15 protein-coding genes are annotated in these 20,119 nt (G+C 69.8%); 8 read left to right on the plus strand and 7 right to left on the minus strand.

Annotated features, from left to right (window positions below; all coding sequences use genetic code 11):
* Positions 1-182 precede the first annotated feature (182 nt).
* Positions 183-476, minus strand: a complete 294-nt coding sequence (locus ACFY4B_RS23265; RefSeq protein ID WP_117485813.1) for a DUF1330 domain-containing protein — start codon at positions 474-476, stop codon at positions 183-185.
* Positions 477-634: 158 nt separating this feature from the next.
* Between ACFY4B_RS23265 and ACFY4B_RS23270 the strand changes: the two genes are divergently transcribed.
* Entirely contained in the window at positions 635-1,537 is a 903-nt protein-coding gene (locus ACFY4B_RS23270) for a LysR family transcriptional regulator (protein ID WP_387970527.1), read from the plus strand.
* A gap of 68 nt (positions 1,538-1,605) precedes the next feature.
* On the opposite strand, the gene ACFY4B_RS23275 is transcribed toward ACFY4B_RS23270, so the two are convergent.
* On the minus strand, positions 1,606-1,920 hold the full coding sequence (locus ACFY4B_RS23275) for an NUDIX domain-containing protein (RefSeq protein WP_387970529.1): 315 nt from the start codon (positions 1,918-1,920) through the stop codon (positions 1,606-1,608).
* Positions 1,921-1,983: 63 nt separating this feature from the next.
* Here ACFY4B_RS23275 and ACFY4B_RS23280 point away from each other — a divergent pair, with 63 nt between their 5' ends.
* The 5 genes from ACFY4B_RS23280 to ACFY4B_RS23300 all read left to right on the plus strand — a co-directional run bounded on the left by ACFY4B_RS23280 (position 1,984) and on the right by ACFY4B_RS23300 (position 9,765).
* Positions 1,984-3,591, plus strand: a complete 1,608-nt coding sequence (locus tag ACFY4B_RS23280) for a site-specific integrase (RefSeq protein WP_387970532.1) — start codon at positions 1,984-1,986, stop codon at positions 3,589-3,591.
* A gap of 80 nt (positions 3,592-3,671) precedes the next feature.
* On the plus strand, positions 3,672-5,450 hold the full coding sequence (locus ACFY4B_RS23285; RefSeq protein WP_387970534.1) for a hypothetical protein: 1,779 nt from the start codon (positions 3,672-3,674) through the stop codon (positions 5,448-5,450).
* A complete protein-coding gene (locus tag ACFY4B_RS23290) occupies positions 5,447-7,585 on the plus strand; it encodes an integrase (RefSeq protein ID WP_387970537.1) in 2,139 nt (712 codons plus the stop codon). Before ACFY4B_RS23285 ends, ACFY4B_RS23290 begins: the two co-directional genes overlap by 4 nt.
* A complete protein-coding gene (locus ACFY4B_RS23295; protein ID WP_387970540.1) occupies positions 7,585-8,097 on the plus strand; it encodes a hypothetical protein in 513 nt (170 codons plus the stop codon). Before ACFY4B_RS23290 ends, ACFY4B_RS23295 begins: the two co-directional genes overlap by 1 nt.
* 360 nt (positions 8,098-8,457) lie before the next feature.
* Positions 8,458-9,765 carry a hypothetical protein gene (locus ACFY4B_RS23300; protein ID WP_387970543.1) on the plus strand — a complete coding sequence of 436 codons (1,308 nt, stop codon included), beginning with the start codon at positions 8,458-8,460 and terminating at the stop codon, positions 9,763-9,765.
* Between the two features lie 1,023 nt (positions 9,766-10,788).
* Here the strand turns inward: ACFY4B_RS23300 and ACFY4B_RS23305 are convergent.
* Complete coding sequence (locus ACFY4B_RS23305) at positions 10,789-12,762, minus strand: NUDIX domain-containing protein (protein ID WP_387970546.1); 1,974 nt, start codon at positions 12,760-12,762, stop codon at positions 10,789-10,791.
* A 434-nt stretch (positions 12,763-13,196) separates the two neighbouring features.
* Here ACFY4B_RS23305 and ACFY4B_RS23310 point away from each other — a divergent pair, with 434 nt between their 5' ends.
* Complete coding sequence (locus tag ACFY4B_RS23310) at positions 13,197-13,763, plus strand: dihydrofolate reductase family protein (RefSeq protein ID WP_387970549.1); 567 nt, start codon at positions 13,197-13,199, stop codon at positions 13,761-13,763.
* A 90-nt stretch (positions 13,764-13,853) separates the two neighbouring features.
* Here ACFY4B_RS23310 and ACFY4B_RS23315 read toward each other — a convergent pair whose 3' ends face one another.
* Genes ACFY4B_RS23315 through ACFY4B_RS23325 form a run of 3 tightly spaced genes read right to left on the minus strand, consistent with a single transcriptional unit; the run spans position 13,854 to position 17,069 of the window.
* Positions 13,854-15,206, minus strand: a complete 1,353-nt coding sequence (locus tag ACFY4B_RS23315; protein ID WP_387970552.1) for a cytochrome P450 — start codon at positions 15,204-15,206, stop codon at positions 13,854-13,856.
* Positions 15,190-16,188, minus strand: coding sequence for a terpene synthase family protein (locus ACFY4B_RS23320; protein ID WP_387970555.1), 999 nt, complete (start codon positions 16,186-16,188; stop codon positions 15,190-15,192). Before ACFY4B_RS23320 ends, ACFY4B_RS23315 begins: the two co-directional genes overlap by 17 nt.
* A complete protein-coding gene (locus ACFY4B_RS23325) occupies positions 16,185-17,069 on the minus strand; it encodes a class I SAM-dependent methyltransferase (RefSeq protein WP_387970557.1) in 885 nt (294 codons plus the stop codon). The genes ACFY4B_RS23320 and ACFY4B_RS23325 overlap by 4 nt, the downstream gene beginning before the upstream one ends.
* A 329-nt stretch (positions 17,070-17,398) precedes the next feature.
* On the opposite strand from ACFY4B_RS23325, the gene ACFY4B_RS23330 reads away from it, so the two are divergent.
* Entirely contained in the window at positions 17,399-18,781 is a 1,383-nt protein-coding gene (locus tag ACFY4B_RS23330) for a protoporphyrinogen/coproporphyrinogen oxidase (protein ID WP_387970560.1), read from the plus strand.
* Between the two features lie 476 nt (positions 18,782-19,257).
* Here ACFY4B_RS23330 and ACFY4B_RS23335 read toward each other — a convergent pair whose 3' ends face one another.
* Positions 19,258-19,989: a hypothetical protein gene (locus ACFY4B_RS23335; RefSeq protein WP_049649138.1), complete on the minus strand. Its 732-nt coding sequence runs from the start codon at positions 19,987-19,989 to the stop codon at positions 19,258-19,260.
* Positions 19,990-20,119: the final 130 nt, after the last annotated feature.

Consider the following 20,119-nt stretch of genomic DNA (forward strand, 5'->3'; position numbering starts at 1 on the left):
ATGGTCGCGGATACGGGGCAGCTGAATCGACCTGATGGAGGTAGAGCCGCAGTGCGTGTCCATGGAGTGTTGTCGGCGCGTTCGACTCAACCAGGTTGGCAGGCGTTTCGGACGTCTGGGAGACCCTGGTGATCCAGGTACTGCGAGAGCCCCCGATGCTCGGCGACGGCCGGGCCCGCCGGTCAGTCGATGCCTTCGATGATGCGGAAGTCGCGCTCGACGCTGCCGGAGAGGGCCACCAGCGCCTCCTGGTACGCCTCGCTCTCGTAGGCCGCGACGGCCAGTTCGAAGCTGTCGAACTCGATCAGAACGACGCGTTGCGTGATTCCGGCCTCGTGGGCGACGACCCGACCGTCAAGGGACAGGAGGCGCCCGCCCCCGGCCCGGACTGCCGGACCGGCCAGCTCCGCGTAGGCGGTCAGCCGCTCGGGGTCGGAAACGGCGGGGTAGGCGCTGACCCAGTAGCCCTTGGCCATGGAAACCTCCTGTGTTCGGCCGGGCACGTCCGACGTCGGACCGACAATCGGATCGATCGATCCCGGCATCCGCAGGCTAGGGCTTGACGGGCGGTCGAGGGAAAGACCTGTTCGGACTAGGCTCAGAACGGATCGTTATCAATCGGCGGGGAGGGCGCATGGCGCCGGATACGGTGAGCCTGCGGTACTTCCTGGTGCTGGCACAGGAGTTGAACTTCACCCGCGCGGCCGCACGGATCGGCATCGCACAGCCCGCACTCAGCGCCCGGATGCGCCGGTTGGAGGCGGAACTCGGGACGGCCCTGCTGGTCCGCAACACGCGCAGCGTCGAACTCACCACGGCCGGTGCGGCTCTGGCTGAGTCCGCTCCGCCCGCGTTGGCCGCGCTGGACCGGGCGTGGGACACCGCCCGGAGCGCGGCAGCCGGTGCACTGGGCACGCTGCGCATCGGATACAGCCTCAGCGCCGGGGCCGAGACGGCACCGGCCCTGGTGGACAGGCTGATTCGCGACAACAGCGGACTCGAGGTCGGCGCGGTCCCGATGGCGACACCGGAGATCTCCCCGGCGGTCGCCGACGGCCGCATCGATGCCGGGATCACCCGCGGTGAACAACCGGGCGATGGCGTACACCGGTTCCTGCTACGGCGTTCGCGCATCGGGGTCCAGCTGGCGCAGCACCATCCGCTGGCCGAACGCGCGGAGATCGAGATCGCCGACGCGGCCGCGTACCCGCTGCGGCTCCCGGACCGTGCGGCCAACCCCGTGGTCCACGATCAGCTGTCCGCGCTGTTCCGGGACACCCGACCGCACCCCCGGTTCCACACGCCCGCTGTCGCTTTCGACCTGTCCCAGCGCGACCTGCGGGACGGGGTCACCCTCGCCCCGGCCGGAGAAGCCGCGGCCACGGTGCAACCGGCCGGTCTCACCTGGCGACCGCTGAGGGGTGCGCCCGGCCTGACGCTCCACCTGGTCCTCCCACGCGAGCAGTCGCCCCTGCACCGCCGCATCCGCGCCGCCGCCGAGGCCCTGGCACGCGAACTGCACTGGCTGCCGGACTGACGCACGGGAGGTCGAGCGAGACGGACCTCCGCGGCTGGTCGGTGCGAGGGGGTTCGGTGGTGCCGGCGTCACACCGGCCAGCCGTGGGCGGAGAGCCGGTTGCCGTGGGTGATCTCGCGGAGGGCGTGTGCGGTGTAGGGCACGGTGTCGGCCGGCAGTCCGTCGAGCGGCCACCAGCGCAGTTCCGCGCACTTGTGCGGCTCCGCGTTGCGCACCTGACCGGTGTGGCGGGCCGGGCGGAAGAACAGCTGGAGGCGGCTGTGGTCGGTGTCGAGGTGGTGCAGGGTGTGGACGAGTTCGAGGTCCTCCTCGGCGATGGTGATGCCGAGTTCCTCCTCCGCCTCGCGCGTCATGGCGCGGGTGACCGGCTCGCCCCGCTCCATGTGCCCGGCCGTTCTCCAGGCATCTGCGTGCTGTAGAAATAACTCTCTGAGCATGGGGGAATTATGGATGGTCTGGGGCGCTGGTCCGTTGACTTCTACGAGATGGTGGGGGCGGTTCCGTTTGTCGCGGAGGAGGAGTTCGCGTGGTTCGGCGACGTCCACGAGCGAGCTGCTCGGAACGGGGCCCGGCACGGCACTCCGATCTTGATTGCTCCGACGGGCTATGCGGACCCGCGAGTGAACCTCTTCTTCCGGACCGGCTCGATGGCCGGCGCACCGGCGCGGACGATGCGCCGGTACGCGTACTCGCTGGCGGTCTGGCTGACTTTCCTTCACGTCTTCGGCCGTACCTGGGATGAGGCCACAGCGCGCGACATCGAGGCGTTCAAGGACTGGCGCATCACGGACGTTCGCAACGAGGAGCGGGTGAGGGGGACGAGCTTCGATACCGATCGGGCGGCGCTGAACTGTTTCTACACGTGGGCCAAGCCGCGCTACGGCATCGACAATCCTGTGCTGTCGCTGCCGAGTCAGTCCGAGCGATCGAGGCGTCCGTCCGGCGTGCTGAATGAGGATGGAGTTCCGCTGGCCAGGAACGGGCGGGATCCGATCCGGCCAGCCGCGACTCGACGGCGCCAGGTGAAATGGCTGCTACGAACCGGGTTCGAGCAGTGGCGGAACATCGGTCTGCGCGGCTACGGCTTTGACGGCCTGCGGCGAAGCGGCTGGCGCGGGTACAACGAGGACCGGGACACGGCCTTCGTTGACGGGCTTTACGGGACCGGCCTGCGGGTCCAGGAGTGGGCGAGCATCTTGGATGTCGAGCTGCCGCTGTCCGAGGAGGGGCGCTTCCCGCGGGCCTGGCTGGCGGCGGCGTGCATCAAGGGGGCGAAGGAGGGCCGGTACTACCGGATCCCGCGTCGGGTGATGGGCTCGGTGGCCTCCTACATGGATGAGTGGGAGGGTTCCCGGGCGGAGGTAATCCGCCGTGCCCAGCGCGCCGGGCGCTACGACCGCCTGGCCGGGGTGTGGATCGTGACGGGCTACAGCCCGCGTACACGGGAGCTCCATCTGGAGGGGCGGTCGGGATCGTCGGTGCCGACGGCGCTCGATGTGATCGGCCCGGATCAGCGGAGACTGCTGTTCCGCCGGACGCCCAATGGCCTTGAGCCGCTGGCGCTCTGGCTCTCGCACGACGGGCTGCCGAAGAAGGTAGGCGGCTGGGAGGACACCTTCCGCGACGCCAACGAGCGCATCGCCGACATGTGGGTGGACCTGGCCGCCGAGAAGCTGACGCCCGAGCAGCGCGAGCGGCGCCGGGCGGAATGCCCGTTGTGGGCACGGGCCCATATGTTCCGCCACTCCTTCGCCCTGCGCTGGTTCCTGGTGCTGTCGCTCGTCTGGCAGCCCCATGTCGACGGCTTCTCCGATGAACAGCTCATGGACCTTCGTGACCAGTTCGGTGATGTTTGGTATGCCTTGTCGATTTTGATGGGACATGCGCATCCGGACACGACCCGCGACTACTACCTGGAGCCGTTCACCGGGCTCCAAGTCGACTACCTGATGGCGTTGCTGGATGAGGATGAGCAGGCAGGGGTGGACGCGCTGGTCCGTGCGGCTGCGGCGGACAGTGCGCTGGTGATGCGCGGTGTGGAGGGAGCGCGGTGAGCCGGGGAGGGCGCCGGGCGTCCCTGCCGGAGCCGTCCTGGCAGCCGCCGCAGCGTGGGCTCCTGCCTGAGGACGGCGGGGTGCTGGTGCGCTTCCTAGAGGAGTCGGGCCGCCGGTCCAGGACGTATGACTTCTCGACGTTCAAGGTCGCGCCCGCCATGCAGCAGTGGCTGGCCCGGTCCTTCAGCCGGAGAGTGGGGACAGCCCGAACAGCAAGCAAGCGCCTCGGGACCGCCGAGGGGCACTTCTACACCGCCAGTGGCTTCGCCGACGTGCTTGCAGGTTGCGATCCGCAGCCCACGTCGCCTGAGCAACTGACGGGGCGACACATCCAGTCGTTCGTCGACCACCACGAAGGGCGGCACGGCCAGCACGACGCTGTGAAGCGCCTGCGTACGCTGCTGCGAGAGGACCCGGAGCTGCCTGAAGCAGCCCGGCAGGCGCTGCTGAACGTGCGCGTCAAGGGGCCTGAGATCGAGCGGCCCGGCGCGTATCCGGACAGGGACTGGCAGGCGATCACGACGGCCGCCCGCCGCGATGTCCGGCTTGCTCGGCAGAGGATCGAGTCGGGGCGCCAGCTGCTGGCCCGGTGGCGCGCCGGCGACCCGGCCCTGAGTCTGCACCAGGCGGAGGTCGGCTCGCTTCTCGAGATTTTCGACCGCACCGGAGAGCTTCCTCGCACACCTTCTGGCGACCATACGCGGGCGGTAGCACGCGCGGGCGGCTTTCGTGTCCTGGCTGCTCGCCTGTGTCTGACGCGGTCGGAGGCGACGGCGTTCTGCCTGCTGCTGACCGGGTTGACCCAGGAGAACTTCGGCACAGTGGCGGCCTGGCCTGCCGCGAACTTCCGTCCCGGCGGGGCGCGTGAGGGCGACGCAGTCGTGCTGATCGAGGAAGTCAAGCCACGTCGCGGTCCCGAGCGGGAGCACATGATCGCCGCTCTTGAGGACCTGCCCGCCGATCTCGCGGACCTGTTCGCCGCAAGCGCCGAGGAAAACCGGCTGATGCTCTCACCGCTGAGGCTCTACCAACTGCTCTTGTCTTTGAGCGAGTTGGCGCGCCGACACAGCGGGTCGCCAGCGGCGTTCGCCTCGCTGTACCTCGGCAGCGGCAAGACCGGATCGTTCTGGGGCTCGGGGGCGGACGCCAGCGACGTCCTGGCGTGGGCACGGTCTCACGGCTTTCCCGCTGCCAGGAACGCCGTGCCTGGCGGCCCGCCAGCGGTGGACGTGAAGAGGATCCGGCAGACGGCGCTGGAGCGTCGGCGCCATCCTGTCGCGCACTCGCGGCGCACCCTCAACGACCTCTACCTCAAGGGCAGCCGCACCGTGCAGGCCGACAGCCGGCGGGTTGTCGGCGCCGCTCTGCGTCAGGAGGTGGCCAAGGCCCGCGCCGTGCAGGCCGTCCCGGTCTTCACCGCGGACTTCGTCGCCCAGGCCCGCCAGGACCTGGCCGGGGCCGCCGCCCAGGTGGGGCTGGAGCCGCAGTCGCTCAAGGAACTCCTCGATGCCCAGCGTGACACCGCCACTGTCGGGTGCGTCGACCATCTCGCCAGCCCCGTCGCGGAGCCCGGCCAGCCATGCCCGGCCTCGTTTCTGGACTGCCTGAGCTGCGAGAACGCCCGGGCCCTTCCGCATCAGCTCCCGGTCCAGCTGGCCGTGCGCGACGGCATCCTCCAGCGCCGACCGAACCTCGACCCGGCGATCTGGCGCTCCCGCTTCCGTGATCCCCTGCAGCAGCTGGAGGACATCATCGACCACTACACCGACGCCGAGCGCGGCAGGGCTCGCGCGGACCTCACGGACGACCACCAGCACCTGGTCGACGATCTCCTCGACGGCCGATTGGACCTGCGATGACCACAGTCGCGCTCCTGCAGTTCGAGCAGCATGAGAGCCCGTGGCCGGCCGCGGACACGGTCGTCCTGCGCAACCGGCCTCTTCGCGCGGGAACCGACCCGGCCCTGCTCTCCCGCTTCGGCGATCCGCTCTGGCACATCAAACCCGCGCACCCCGACGCGCACGTCAACATCGCCGCTCTGTCCTGGGTCCGCTATCCGAACACCCTCCAACTCCCCTTCAAGAGCTTCTTCCTGGCCGCACTCGATCACCCCTACCCCGGGGATCCGACCTTGCAGCGTGGCGGTGAGCGCGCCGGCGTCGCCACCTTCCGCTACTGGTTCATGGATCTGGAGATCTTCGCGAAGTGGCTCGACGGCCACGGGATCACACGCCTGTGCGATGTCACTGCGCAGGACCTGGAGTCCTATCGCGCGCATGTCCTTGGCCTCGCACGCAAAGAGGGCCGAATGATCGACATGCTCGCCGCGGTCCGCACGTTGTGGCTCTACGGCCCCCACTTGCCCGAGGAAGGACGCCTGTCCACCGGCTACCCGTGGCCGGAAGCGTCCGACGACGACCCGAAGCGCCCAGCCGAAGGCCGCGAGAACAAGACGCCCCGGATTGCCCCGGAGACTATGACTGCCCTGCTGGCCTGGGCCTTGCACGTCGTGGAGTCAGTGGGCCCGGATGTCCGCGACGCCTGGGTGACCCACCAGCAGATCAACGCGGGCGTTCATCCCTCCCAAGCCGAGTATCGCGGGCCGACCGCCGACCGCTTGCTGCAGTACATCGAGCGGTGCCGCCGCACCGGCGAGTCCCTTCCGGGCCTCCGGCACAAGGACGGCACGGTGACGGTCAACTGCAACACCATCAAGCGCATGATCCGCACGCCCGAACTCAAGGTTCGTGTGGGCATCACCCCGAACCAGAAACGGATGCTGATCGACTCAGGACTGCCGATCGCACAGGACACCTACGTCGGGCAGATAGCCGGGCTGATCGACGGCCGGCCCTGGCGCGAGACGCCCATCACCCTCACGGAGCTGCGGACGCTGGTCCGCATGGTCGCGGCGGCCTGTTTCGTGGTGATCTGCTACCTCAGCGGCGCTCGCCCGGGCGAGGTGCTCAACCTGCGGCCCGGCTGCCGGGAAGCCGATGAAGAGACCGGAGAGCTGTTGATCGTCGGCCGCCGGGGCAAGGGCTTCGACCGCGCCTCATTGCTACCCGAGGAGGCGACGGAGGACCAGCGCCCGTGGGTGGTGGTCGCCCCCGTTCACGCCGCCATCGCGCTGCTGGAGAGCCTCGGCGACTACCCGTTCCTCTTTCCCGCCAGCTTCACCAACGCGCACGCCGCACGCCCGAACGAGTTCAACGCCCGCCAGACCTGGTCGATCAACAACGACCTGGAGGACTTCCTGGCCTGGGTGAACGCGACCTTCCACCGCCCCGGCGAAGCCCTGCCGATCCCACCGGATCCGACCAAGCACCTCCATGCCAGCCGCTTCCGCCGCACACTGGCGTACTTCATCGTCCGCCGGCCACGCGGCTTGGTGGCAGCCGCCCTGCAGTACGCCCATGTCCACACGAAAGTGACCTTGAGCTACGCGGGGCACTCCGACACGACGTGGATGGACGACATCCACATCGAGACCCTGGAGATGGTGCTGGAACAGAACGAACAGGACGCGCGCCTGCTCGATAAGGGGGAGCACGTGTCCGGGCCCTCGGCCGACGAATACCGGCACCGAGTACGGGCTCGTGCCCGCTTCGCCGGACGCGTGGTCACCGCCGGAAAGAGCGTGGAGCGGCTCCTGGACCAGGCGAACCCGAACATCCACCACGGCGAGGGCATGACCTGCGTGTGGCGACGCGAGACCGCGGCCTGCCGTCAGGCCCGGCTCGAGGCCGGCCTGCCCGCGGAGGACGGCCCCGACGAGTCGGAATGCCGCTCGGCCTGCACCAACCTGGCCTTCACCGACCGGAGCATCGTCGAGCAGCGACTGCGGCTCGAGCGGTGGGAGGTCACGGCCGGGGACCGGCTGGCACCGCGCCCTCTGCGCGACCGTGCCGCAGCCCTGGCAGCCGGCAGCCGAGCCATCATCCATGCGCACGAGCGTATGACCGTTTCCAACAACCAGACGCGGGAGCACTGATGGGACGCCGACCACGCGACCGGGGCGCAGACCGGGCCGCCATCCGCGCGGCTGCCGACCGCCTCCTGGCCGGCACACCCTTGCGCTCATCGTCCGGAAAGCTCACGGCATCCGAGCTGATCACCGAGAGCGGTCTTCGACGCGACATCGTCTATGGCCACACCGACCTCGTCCAGGACTTCCAGGCCCGAGCCAAGGCTCAGGACTCCACCCCGACCGCGATGCAGGAACTCGCCGACGCCAACCGTGCGCTCAAGGCAGAGGCAGCGGAGCTGAGGACCGATCTGGCCGAGGAGCGCTCGAGGACCAAGGTGATGCGCCGGATCATCGCCGAGCTGTCGCTCGAACTGGAGCAGGCCAAGACGGAACTCGGTGCCTCCGCTGGCGTGACACGCCTTCCGAAACGGCGCCAGCAGGACCCCTCGTCGTCCCAGAACACGCAGAGCTTCAGGGATGAACCCAGGACCCCGACAGCGAGCGCGAGCTGTGGCAGGACCTGGAGGCGGCCATAGAACCGCTGGCCGAGAACAAGCCGAGAGCAAGCGGCTGACAGCCGGTACCGGGCCTTCGCCCAGATCATCAACGTCCTGGAGATGGAGAACGAGCAGCTCAAGGGCAAGCATGGCCGCACCGGCACGGTGATCCCGATCGTCGGCCCCGGTATGCAGCCGTCCCTCGGCGGCTGTCGGCCCCGGGTCGCTGAGGCCCACAAGCGAGCTGACTGCACGTGCTCCTGACCATCACCACCGACGTCGATCGCCTGATCGTTATCACGCAGACAGAGATCGGATCTCCCGAAAATTAGACTATTCGGGCAGGATGTGGCGCAACATGGATTGTGGTCGGGGCCACCCGGCCGCCGGACGACACCGATGCTGTGGCGACTCGTCGCCACCCTCCTGGAGACCTCGTTGCTACCAACTGCAGAGCTTCTTGTCGGCATGTCACGACACCTGAGCACCTACGGGGCCAGCCAGCCCAAGGCCGATCTTGCCCAGCTTGAGTTCGCGGGCCGGATCTTTGAACTCGCTCTGCGCCTACGAGGCAGCGGTGTCAGCTCACCCGAGCGTGTCGAGGCCCTTGGGGTCAGTGCAGGCATCAGCAAGCGGGAGATCCGAAGGGAGTTCCTTCCCACCCTTGAGGCGCTGGGCCTTGTCGACCTTGAGCGTGACCATGAGGGCGCCATCAAGGCGGTGTCCGAGAAAATCCCGCCCGTCGACGACCTTTACCAGCGTGCCGACAGCGTTCTCGGTAACGTCATGCCCGAACCGCTTGAGATGATGGCTCTCGCGATTCTCCGTACGACCACTATAATGCCGATCACCATTTCGACGGCAAAGGAGGAGTGCGCGGCAATTGGACCTGAAGACCTTGCCCTCCGGGCCATCGAGAACCTTGAATCCCTGCATCTCTGCACTCGTCAGCGTAGCGCCGACGGGGATGAAGTGCTCTTCAATCCCAATGTCTGGGCAGTCGACAAAGATCATTCTTATGCCGCCTTGCAGGCCGAGGACGGGGTCGTGCGAGCGGCACTGAGCAGCGTTTTGGAGGAGGTGGCTGCGACGGCTGGAATGCCCGAGGATGAAATCAGGTCTGGGGATCGGAAGTGGGTGGACTTTGCCGTCTCCCAGGGGCTTCTGCTGCGATCTATCGTTACTACGCTCGGAGGCCAAGAGCGGGCATTTCTCTTCTCTCCGCATATGGGGAGATCCGTGTTCGATGCCCCGACAGGAGCCGACCCGTCCGGGCATGTGCGTCAGCTCATCGGCTCGATGGTGTTCGCCCGGAGATTTGCCAGCAATCGGCTTTTCGCGCCAACGGCCTTCCTGCGAAAACTGGTACGCAACGGCGAGGCGGGAGATGCCTCTAATATCGGCACTGACTACTCCATGCTTGAAACAGCCGGAATCGTCCGCGTTGAGCCGGCGTACAGGTTCAAGAAGTTCGTCCTCCTGCAGGCTGACGTTGCCGAGGAAGCCATTACCTACCTAGAGGATGGCGCGGACGGAAATACCACGTCGGGTGCCCTCCAGGGTCAGCGCGGCTACCGCCATCCCGAAGCGGAACGCGCACGGCGCCTGGTTCAGTCGCCCAAGGAAGCAGCTCCCAGTCCCAGCGCTTCGCAAGATATTCTTGCCGCACTGCGACAGGAAATGGGGCGGCGGCGCTATGACCGGTAGGGTTGGAAAAGAGAAGGGCGACGAACTGGAACGCCGGTTCGCCCGAGCAGAGTTCGCAGATGGCGCACTTGTCCGTGTACGTCACCCCGTCACGCAGAGCGTCGGAGGGCGGCTGCGGACGGTAACGGACGTCGATGTGCTGTCGATCGATTTCGACTCAAGACTCCGTCCCCACATCGGCATCAGCGAGTGCAAGTCCACCCGCGGACAGAGCGGGGAGCAGGACCGCCTTCTGTGGTTGCGGGGGCTGCAGGAACTCGTCGGTGCGGACCGCTCGGCGCTCGTTCGCCAAACCGTTACTGAGGCTGGCCGCGGGGTAGCGCGCCACATTGGGGTTGACCTGTTTGCCAGCTCCGAGCTGGAGCGTCGTGAGCAAGTCCTGGAGCACGTCCCGCAGCACTTCGCCACCATCGGGGAGACCGCTTTTAAGGAGGAGAGCGCCGCCGCGGACCAGCAGCTCAAGAAGATCGGAGACCTTCCGTCGGGGCTCGTTTCCTTCCTCAGGCACGACGCGCTCTTGGCTGAACCTCACAGAGTTCTCGGAGCGCTGCTGACCCTGGATGAGGTGACACGCGCCGGGACGGTTCTTCCCAACCCTTTGGCCAAACTGCTGGCAGGGCACGTTCTCCAAGCGCTGGTATCCGCAGCCCTACGTGCCGGAGGCCGGACCGACAGTGTGGGTTCCGAAGGGACGCGCCGAGAGATTGAGCAGGGGCTGAACACCGGAGACCCTCACGACCGTCAGATCCTGCGGGTAGCTGAGATGGCTGATGCCTTGCTCCGCGAGGAGCTCGTCACCATTCATCAGGCATACCGGTCGGCAGGTGCACCCGCGATCGAGCGTCCTGTCCCCTCCGTCCGCAGCACGATGTCGCAGACGCCAGCTTGGCTGGTCAACTTCATGGACTTGGCCGAACGGCTGCGACGCCGAAGCCCCATCGCCCGCCAGCTACCGCAGACTATCGACCTGGCGGTATTTGACGCCCTACTCGGCGGCGACGCCTGGAAGGCGCCGGCGTTCGATCACCTCTTCGCACGCGAGCATCGACAGGCGCTGGGAATTGCGATGGACTGCTTGTCTAAGGCGGTGCCAGAGTTGACGAAACACCTGCTTCCCTTGAAGGACCTGCCCTTCGACCGAGCCGCGACAGCGTCCCTTGGCCAGTCGAAGCACCAGTGATCACGTACCTGGGCTGGGCCAGGACCTACCTGCCCCAGCCCAGGCCACAATCCCGGGCGCCTCGGCCAGTCCACCAATCGGGTCGCTGAGGTTCGCTGCCATACAGGCATCGACGAACTGCTCAGGACGGAGCAGTAGTTCAGCAGACTCTCGCTCCAGCCAGCGGGCCCGCACTCAACATGTCCCTCGTCCTCTCCTCGGCCGGTACGGTGGGTTCGAACTCGACAACGTGAAACTCGACAGCAGGCTTGCCTAGTGAACGGCCGGGAGGTGCCACAGCCCGTTGGCGTAGCTGGTGTTGCGGCGCCGTCCGAGCAGCACCGTGCCGCCGTCGAACAGGACGAGGTGGACCCCGACGACCAGCGCGAGCGGGTCGGTACCCGGTGCCCCGGCGGCCGTGTCCGCGAGGTGGCCGGTGTGGTCGGTGGGGTCGGTGCGGTTGATGCGGTGCTCCCGGTGGACTGGTCGGCTGCGGCGGCGAGCAGGGGCAGGTAGTGGTGCAGGTAGGGCGGGACCTTGAGGCCGAGCACCTCGTCGAGGGGGACCATGCGGACGGCCAGGCCCTCGTCGCCGAGCCGCAGGTCGCTGTCGGGGCCCTCCCAGACGGCGTGCAGGACGCGGGTGAGCGGGAGGCCGTGGTCGTGGTGCGGGTCGGGGAGGGGCCGCAGGCCGGTGATCTCGAGGCCGGCCTCCTCGCGGACCTCGCGCACCGCGCTCTCCCGGGCGCTCTCGTCGGCCTCCCGCCAGCCGCCGATCGGAGTCCAGTAGCCGGGCCAGGCCATGCCCGGCCTGTCTTCGCGCAGGTTCATCAGCAGTCGACCGGCGCGGTCGGTGACGAAGACCAGGACGCCCTCGAAGTCGTCGTCGGTCGGCGTGGGGCGCTCCAGGTAGAGCGGGACACCGGAGCGGTGGGCGCGCAGCACCTGCCGGAGCCGCTGGTACCGGGCGGGGGTCATCCGGGCGTGCCAGTCGTGGGCCGTCTCGAACCGCCACTCGGTGTGCTCGGCCGGATCGAGGCGGATCCGGGACTGCTGCTCGCGGGTCAGGACGCCGCCGTCGAAGACGAAGCCGCAGGCGGGGACGGGCTGCTCGGCGCCGGCCTGTTCGTGGATGACGGCGACCAGGCGCCTGCGGGCGACGGCTTCGGGATTCTCCGCGGCGAGGTCGAGGCCCAGCTCCTCCCGGGCCTCGCGCAGGGCGGTGGTGAAGGGGGTCTCGCCGTGCTCGACGTTGCCGCCGGGGAAGTTCCACACGCCGGGGTCGACGGCGGAGCGCATCCCGAGGACGCGGCCCCGCGGGTCGGTGACCAGGAAGCAGCCGTAGGCGCTGGGTCGGGCGACGGTGGTGAGGTAGCCGCCGGCCGGCCGCCAACCGGGTACGGCCAGACGGCCGGTGAGCCACTCGATCACCGTACGCTGCCCTTCGCCGGTCGGCGGCAGCCGCTCGGCGTCGGCCCACTGGTGGCCGTCATGGTCGGGCGAGAGGACGACCGGGGTGCCGTCCGGCACGACGGCGGTGAAGACGAACTGGCGTACGCGCAGGCCCCGTTGGCTGCTGAAGTCCAGGTGCCGCGCGTACTCCAGCGGCAGGCCGGTGAGCCCGGTCTCCTCGGCCAGTTCCCGCGCCGCCCCGGCCGGCACGGGTTCGCCGTCCTCCCGGCCGCCGCCCGGGTACTCCCACAGGCCGGGCAGGACGTCGTGCGCGGCCCGGCGGATCATCAGGATCCGGCCGGAGGCGTCGCGGACCACCACACCGACGCCGATCCGCTCGACGCCCTCGCGGAAGGCCAGCTCGGTCAGCACCTGGAAGTCGATCACCTGGCGGACTCCTCGGACTCGCGGGCGGGCACGGGGGACTGCTGCTGCGGCACCGCTCTCTTCAAGACGCATACCCGGAAGTCGAGTTCGGGTATGTGCCGGGGACGTCGCAGGCAACCGATGAAGGAGCTGTTCGAATCCGGCGTTCAAGTGGATCGGCTCCGGGCGAGCCCAGGTCGAACGGGGAGTTTTCGAGCATCCACGGCACAGGGCAGGGCAGCCTCCAACCGGCCTTGTCCCTCATGACCGGTCTCAGAACCGGTGGCATTCCCCCGTGAGGGTGAGGTCGGATCAGGCGGTTTGCCAGTGTCGGCCGAGTACACCAGGCTGAGCTCGAAGCACGAGGACTGCCGGCGAGCCCGGATCGCGCACCGATGGGTGTCCCGAGCCGCGCCGGTCCGTACGCCGGACACCCACGGACGGAAGGCTGGGCCATGCGGAAACTGGTCTACGGCATGAACCTGACCCTGGACGGCTACATCGCCGCGGCCGGCGACGACATCGCCTGGAGCGGACCGCCGAGCCCCGAGCTGTTCCAGTGGTGGCTCGACCAGGGGCGGGCGAGTGGCCTGTCGCTGTACGGGCGCAAGCTGTGGGAGACGATGAGCTCCTACTGGCCGACCGGCGACCAGCAGCCCGACGCCACCCCGGCGGAGGTCGAGTTCGCCCGGAACTGGCGGGACACGCCGAAGGTGGTGTTCTCCTCGACGATCAGCGAGGTCGACTGGAACACCCGCCTGGTCACCGGCGACGCGATCGCCGAGATCACCCGGCTCAAGGCCGAGGACGGCGGCCCGATGGACATCGGCGGTGCGACGCTCGCCGGGGCGGCCATGCGCGCCGGGCTGATCGACGAGTACGTGATCGTCACCTATCCCGTCCTGGTGGGCGGCGGCACGCCGTTCTTCACCGCGCTGGACAACTGGGTGAACCTGAACCTGGTGGAGACACGGACGTTTCCCGGCGGCGTGGTCCTGACCAGGTACGAGACGAGGCGCTGAGCGGCGGCACCCACGTGCTGGTCTCGTATACGACACGGTCTATGGATGACGACATCAGCCGCGCGCCGCCGCCTGCGCGGCCGCCGCCCATCAGCGGCCGGGATGGGCGGTCACGGTCACGGTGAGGGGCGCGGGGCCGAGGGTGGCCGCCGCGACCGGCCGGGGGCGGCTGCCCGGGACCGGGTCCAGCTGCCAGGTGGCCGAGACCGCCGCCGTCAGCAGGGCGAGCTCCGCGAGCGCGAAGTCGCCGCCGGGGCAGCCGTGCACGCCGGCGGCGAAGGGGAGGTAGGCGCCGCGCGGGGGAGCGGGCTGCCGTTGCGGGTCCCAGCGGTCGGGGTCGAAGGTGCCCGGGGCGCGGTACCAGCGGGGGTCGCGGTGCAGGGCGTACGGGCTGTAGAAGATCTGGGCCCCGGGGGCGAACCGGTGGCCGCCCAGTTCCACCGTGCCGGCGGCACGGCGGGGGAACAGCCAGATCGGCGGGTAGAGCCGGAGGGTCTCCCGGACGACGCGGTGGGTGAGGACGAGCGCCGGGAGGTCGGCCGGGTCGACGGGGCGGTCGCCGACGACCCGGCCGACCTCCTCGCGGACCCGGCGGCGCAGTTCCGGGTGGCGCGAGAGCAGGATGAACAGCCAGGCGGCGGCCGCGCCGCTGGTGTGGGAGCCGCCGATCAGCAGGGAGGTCACGTCGTCGTGGAGCTGCCGCCGGTCGGCGCCGGCCGACAGCCGGGTCAGGCCGGCGTTGTGCGGGTCCGCGTCGATGAGGGCGTCCACGACGCCGTGGATGTCGTCCAGGGCGGTGCGGTAGCGCTCCCGCTCGCGGCCGGGCAGCCGGTCGAGGAGCGCGGCGGCGGGCCCGTAGGCCCTGCGGCCCACCCCGGCGACGACGACCGGCAGGGCCCGGTGGACGACGGCGGCGAAGCCGGCGGGCAGCGGACGGCCGAAGAGGGTCGCGGCCACCACGTCGATGGTCAGTCCCGCCATCTCGGCGTTGAGGTCGAGCCGTTGGCCGTGGTGCCAGGAGGCGGCGCGGGCGGTGGCCAACTCGGCCATGGTGTCCAGGTATCCGGGCAGACGGGCGGCGCTCAGGAGGGGCTGGACGACGCGGCGACGGTCCCGGTGGTGGGCGCCGTCGGCCACGGCGACGCCGGCGCCGAACAGGGGGCGGGCCTTGGTGAAGATCTCGCCGCGGTCGAACCGCCCTCCGGGCCCGGTCAGCAGGGCCATCACCAGGTCGGGGTGGTTGAGGAGGTAGGCGGGCCGCGGGCCGATGCGGAACTCGACCACGTCCCCGTACCGGCGCTGGGCGTCCAGGAAGGCCAGCGGCGCCCTGGCCAGGCGGAGCGCGTGCCCGAGGAGCGGGAGGGCGCCCGGGGCCCGGGGCGGACGACTGCCGGTGGGGTCACCGGAGGCGTCGTCCGTGGAGGTGTCAGTGGGTGTCGGCATGGGGATCCTCTCCCGTCGTGATCGTTCCGGACCGGTACCGGGGCGTGCCCAGGCCCCACTCCAGGTGGCCCCGGGCCCAGCCGAGGAGCGCCTCGGCGCAGTGGTCGGCCTGCCGCCGCGGGCCGGGCGGCACGGCCAGCGCGCGGGTGAGGTCGGACAGTTCCCGGCGGGCCCGCGCGTGGGCGTGCAGGCGTTCCTCGAAGGCGTCCGTCACGAGGAGGGCGGCGGCGTGCCGGTCCGTGCCGCCGTGGTGGGCGGTGACGAGTACCAGGTTGTGGGGGTCGCCCTGGGCGGCCTCCTTGTCCACGGTCATCAGGTCGTTGGTCCAGCACACCAGGTCCGCCGCCGCGACGAGGAGATCCTGGAACGGACGGGAGTAGTACAGGGACGGGGGCAGGACACAGCCGTCCGTCCGCTCGACCAGGTCGAACGAGGGCATGATCGCCCCGAAGGCCCGGCGCCAGGCGGGGAACCCGTCCAGGCGCGGGACCTGGGCGGCCTGCCGGTGGGCGGCCTGCCAGACACAGGCGGACAGGTAGTCGGCCACGTGGCGGCGGAACCGCAGGATCCAGGGGGCGGGCATGCCGTCCGAGACCCGCTCGACGATCTCCGCCAGAGCCCGTCCCACGGGCGAGGTGGGCTCGGAACCGCACGAGACGATGCCGAGCGGCTCCCGCAGGTACCCCTCCAGGAGGTCGGCGTCACGCCCCAGTTCGCCCTCGTCGATCCGGTCGTCGAGGAGGAACAGCCAGGCCATCCACATCGCCACCAGCACGCTGTCCGGCCGGTCGGCCCGTGGATGGCACCACGCCGCCAGCAGCCCGGGGCGGATGCGTGCGAGGTTGCGCAGCTCCGCCGGGGTGTCGCAGAGGCCGGCGGCCTCGGCCCAGCGCAGAGCCTCGGCGTCGGCCGCGTCGGCGTGGGCGCCGCGGTGGGCCGTGACGTCCCGGATCGCGGATTCCCTGAGCGCGTCGGTCCTCACGCGGGCTCCTGGTCCGGCTGTTGTGCCGTCTGCTTCGGTCGGTGTGTCGTCCGGTCCGGCCGTTGTGCCGGCGGGCGTACGCCCCACATCGCGACCATGGCGTGCGCCGTGTCGACGAACCCGGGGCGGCGCAGGTGGGTCAGGGCCTCGGCCCCGTCCGCCTCCGCGAGGACCCCGGTGCGCGCCATCGCCGGCAGGAGATCGGCGATCGACAGCGCCCACGCCCGTCCCGCCGCGTTCGTCGCGGTCAGCGTCGGACAGTGCACCCGCATCCCCACCTCCACGAGCCCCAGGCCCCGCAGTGGGGCGGGGAACGACCGGGCCCAGGCCGACACGTCGCTGCCGAGGGTCGTGGCCAGGGTGGTGGTGACGGCGGTCCCGAGACGCCGTACGACCGGGTCGGGGGAGGAGGCGGCGGGGAAGAACGAGGGGTCCTCGATGTACAGGCGGCCGCCCGGCTTCAGCCAGGACGCCATGCGCCCCGGCAGCGCGGCACGCTCGGGCAGGTGGCACAGGACGCTGCGGGCGACGACGAGGTCGAAGGTGCCGGGCGGGAACCCGTCGGTGCGCACGTCGTGCCGCAGCACGCGCAGCGCCGGGTGGCGCAGGCCCGTCAGGAAACGGAGGTCGGTGTCGGTGGCCGTCACCTCGCCCTCGGGGTGGCGGCGGGCGAGCCACAGGGCCAAGGTCCCGGCCCCCGCCCCGATTTCCAGGCAACGGGCGTCGGCCGGCAGGTCCCAGCGCGCCAGATCACCCGTGGTCGCGGGGTCGCAGGAACCGGCCAGGGCGTCGAGACGGTCCGTCTGCGCGGGGTGGGCGAAGGCGAACACCTCCTCGCCGTACGCCGGTAGTTCACGTTCTTCCGGCGCTTCCTTCCGCATGCGATACCTCCTTTTCCCTTTTGATATGACCAACGCCTTTCGATTTGGGCCAGCAGGTTTTGACCAGACCGGCGCCCTGCGATCGGACCGGCGGTTTTCCGATTGGACCAGCGTTCTCGCGTCTCCCTCTTGACGACACGCCAGGGCGCTCAGTGCGGCGCACCGGATTTCATGCTTCGCTGTGCGCGCGGGAGACAGTGGCGGGCGGCGCTGGGCCGTGGATACGGCGAGGCGGGCAGCAGATCGAACGGCCAACTCCACGCATTTCCACCGCATTCCAGCCCGAGCAAAAGAAACCCGGGTGACCGGGATGTCCGAGGAGGCGTCACATGGCCGAAACCGCCACCGAGAACCGGGTGATCGTGGTCGGATCCGGAATCGCCGGAACGGCCGCCGCCTTCCGGCTGCGCCAGGCCGGCCGCGACGTCACCCTGCTCGAAAAGGAGGACCACGTCGGAGGCCGGATGTCCTCCCGCGAGGTTCCGGTCGGAGACGTCCGGTACCGCCTCGATCGCGGCGCGAGCTGGCTGTCCCGGAACTACGCCCCCATGATCCGGCTCCTGGAGGACGCGGGGCTGGCGACCCGCATGCTCCCGTGCTCGGACGAACTCGGCGTCCTGCGCGACGGCCGCGTGCACCGCCTCTCCCTCGTCAAGACCTCGGGACTCCTGAGCACCGGACTGCTCGGGTGGCGCGCCAAGCTCAAGGCCGTCAACCTGCTGCGCGACCTCGGGGCCGCCCGCCGCCGACTGCGCTGGGAGGACCTGTCCGGCGCCGCCGGGATCGACGGGGAGAACGCCCGGGAGCATGCCCTGCGCCGACTCGACCGGGAACTCCTGGACTACCTGATCGAGCCCCTGTGCAGCACCCAGTTCCTCGTACCCGCCGAGGAGGTCGCCGCCGTCGGCGCCTTCTGCATCATGTGGGGCACCTTCGGAGCCGCGAGCTTCACCTTCGACGGTGGTGTCGGACTCCTCCCCGAACTCCTCCTCGCCACCCCCGTGATGCGCTCCCCGGGCACCCGCCTCGAACTGGGCGCCCACGTGACGGAAGTGCGGGCGGAAGGGACCGGGGTCGAGGTGGTGTGGGAGCGGGACGGCGAGGTCCGGACCGAACGGGCCCGCGCCTGCGTGGTGGCCGTACCCGCCCCGGCCGCGGCCCGGATCGCCACCACCCTCGACGCGGACCAGCGCCGGTACCTCGACGGCGTCCGGTACACCAGCGACGTCCACGTCACCTTCGGGCTGCGCCGGGCACCCGTCGAGACGGCACTGGGCGTCGCCGTACCGTGCCGGGAGCACCCGGACCTCTGCGTCGCGCTGTACGAGCACAACCTCGGCCCCGGCCGGGCGCCCGTCGGCCGGGGCCTGGTCACCCTGGTCTTCCGGCACCACTGGAACACCGCCCGGATGCACCTCGACGACGAGACGGTGATCGCCGACGCCCGCAAGGCCGTGGGCGAAGCGCTGCCGGACCTGGCCGCCCACATCGACGAACACCGGGAGATGGAGGTCGTCCAGCGGTGGGAGAACGCGGTCCTGGCCCGCCCGGCCGGCGGATACCGGGACCTCGCCGCCTTCACCGCGGGCCTGGACCCGGCCTCGCCCGTCCAACTCGCCGGGGACCACTTCGCCTACAGCACCACCAACGCCTCCCTGGCCACCGGCGAACGCGCCGCCCGCCGCGTCCTGGACCTGCTCCCCGCGCGGTGAGCGGGCGCGGCGGGAACGCGAAGGAACGCGCGGGAACGCGAGAGGACCCGGGAGCGTAGCCTGCTCCCGGGCCCCTGTTTGCCGCCCAATTGCGCACACCGGCACGTTTAAGGGTCGCGGATCAGGTTGAAATCGACGCGTTCTACCTTTGAACTACCGTGCCACGGAGCGGCACAGACAGGACTTGAACCTGCATTCGTCGATATTCGTCCGCACCCGGTCGATCCGGTGTTCGGCGGCGAATGCTGAGACTGGAGCGAGAGTCTGAGATTGACAGGGCCTGCCTCTGCCTGATTGGGCTACCCCGGCCGGTGGTGCCGGGGGGAGGGTTCGAACCTCCACTGTGACCCCTGGTCAGCTTCAACGTCAGTGTCAGCTTTTCGCGCCGCGCACGGGCCCACCCATCCGGCTTCCCAGGCAGGGGACTTGTCGCGCTCGGCGCACCCGCCCGGCTCCCCGGGCGGGCGATCATGAGGCTACCGGAACAGGTAGCCGAAGACGGCGTCACCCACCCGCTGGTCGGTGACCTCGACGGCGTTGGCCTCCTCGCGGGCGAACTTGACGGCCTGCTGGAGCTTCTCCACCCGCTCGGCGAGCTCGTTCACCCGGCGGGCCGGCAGCGCGCCGGAGAACTTGACCGTGGTCCAGTAGCCGACCGCGACGTCCTCGTAGTAGACCTCGACCTGGGCCGGGTGCTTCTCGGTGGCCTCGGCCTTGACGTGGTTGCGCGGCACCTTCTTCGTCCGGATGGTGCGCACCGGCTCGGTCTTCCAGGCGTCGGTGGACGGGTCGAGGTTCCAGGACTCGGAGGCGTCCAGCACCGGGAGCTTCTTCACGAAGGTGAACAGGTCGGTGAGCTGCTTCTCCAGGAAGAGCAGGTACGGCACCGGCACCCGAGAGAGGAGCACCTGGCCGTCCACCACGACGTCGGCGCGGGCGTCGATGTTGGCCCAGTCCTTGGTGGCCGTCACGTCGAAGAGCCGGGTGAGGGTGTTCGCGGTGGACCGCAGGATGTCCTCGGCCTTCAGCTGCACCCGGGTCGACTCCGGCGGCAGCTGCTCGCCCTCCTCGTCCTTGGGCTGGTAGGCGCGGGAGATCCCGGCCAGCAGCGCGGGCTTCTGCAGGTCCTGATGGGCCTGCGTCAGCTCCTGGAAGGACTTGGACTTGACGCCCTTTTCAACGGCGATGATCTGGTTCAGCTTTGCCACGTCCGGGACGCTACCAGTCCCGGACTGATCGGCGACACCCAATTATCGACCGGGTGTTCGGCGCTCCCGCGGGCTGCCTGACCTGGCGCCATGGTGCCGGATCCGCACGAAGGTTGAGCCGATCGCCGGC

The organism is Kitasatospora sp. NPDC001261 (assembly GCF_042896795.1).
Taxonomy (GTDB): Bacteria; Actinomycetota; Actinomycetes; order Streptomycetales; family Streptomycetaceae; genus Kitasatospora.

Bases quoted from the DNA above. Each gene is read 5' to 3' on its own strand.
- ACFY4B_RS23265 (WP_117485813.1), bottom strand. From the start codon at position 476: ATGGCCAAGGGCTACTGGGTCAGCGCCTACCCCGCCGTTTCCGACCCC.
- ACFY4B_RS23270 (WP_387970527.1), top strand. From the start codon at position 635: ATGGCGCCGGATACGGTGAGCCTGCGGTACTTCCTGGTGCTGGCACAG.
- ACFY4B_RS23275 (WP_387970529.1), bottom strand. From the start codon at position 1,920: ATGGAGCGGGGCGAGCCGGTCACCCGCGCCATGACGCGCGAGGCGGAG.
- ACFY4B_RS23280 (WP_387970532.1), top strand. From the start codon at position 1,984: ATGGATGGTCTGGGGCGCTGGTCCGTTGACTTCTACGAGATGGTGGGG.
- ACFY4B_RS23290 (WP_387970537.1), top strand. From the start codon at position 5,447: ATGACCACAGTCGCGCTCCTGCAGTTCGAGCAGCATGAGAGCCCGTGG.
- ACFY4B_RS23295 (WP_387970540.1), top strand. From the start codon at position 7,585: ATGGGACGCCGACCACGCGACCGGGGCGCAGACCGGGCCGCCATCCGC.
- ACFY4B_RS23300 (WP_387970543.1), top strand. From the start codon at position 8,458: ATGCTGTGGCGACTCGTCGCCACCCTCCTGGAGACCTCGTTGCTACCA.
- ACFY4B_RS23310 (WP_387970549.1), top strand. From the start codon at position 13,197: ATGCGGAAACTGGTCTACGGCATGAACCTGACCCTGGACGGCTACATC.
- ACFY4B_RS23315 (WP_387970552.1), bottom strand. From the start codon at position 15,206: ATGCCGACACCCACTGACACCTCCACGGACGACGCCTCCGGTGACCCC.
- ACFY4B_RS23325 (WP_387970557.1), bottom strand. From the start codon at position 17,069: ATGCGGAAGGAAGCGCCGGAAGAACGTGAACTACCGGCGTACGGCGAG.
- ACFY4B_RS23330 (WP_387970560.1), top strand. From the start codon at position 17,399: ATGGCCGAAACCGCCACCGAGAACCGGGTGATCGTGGTCGGATCCGGA.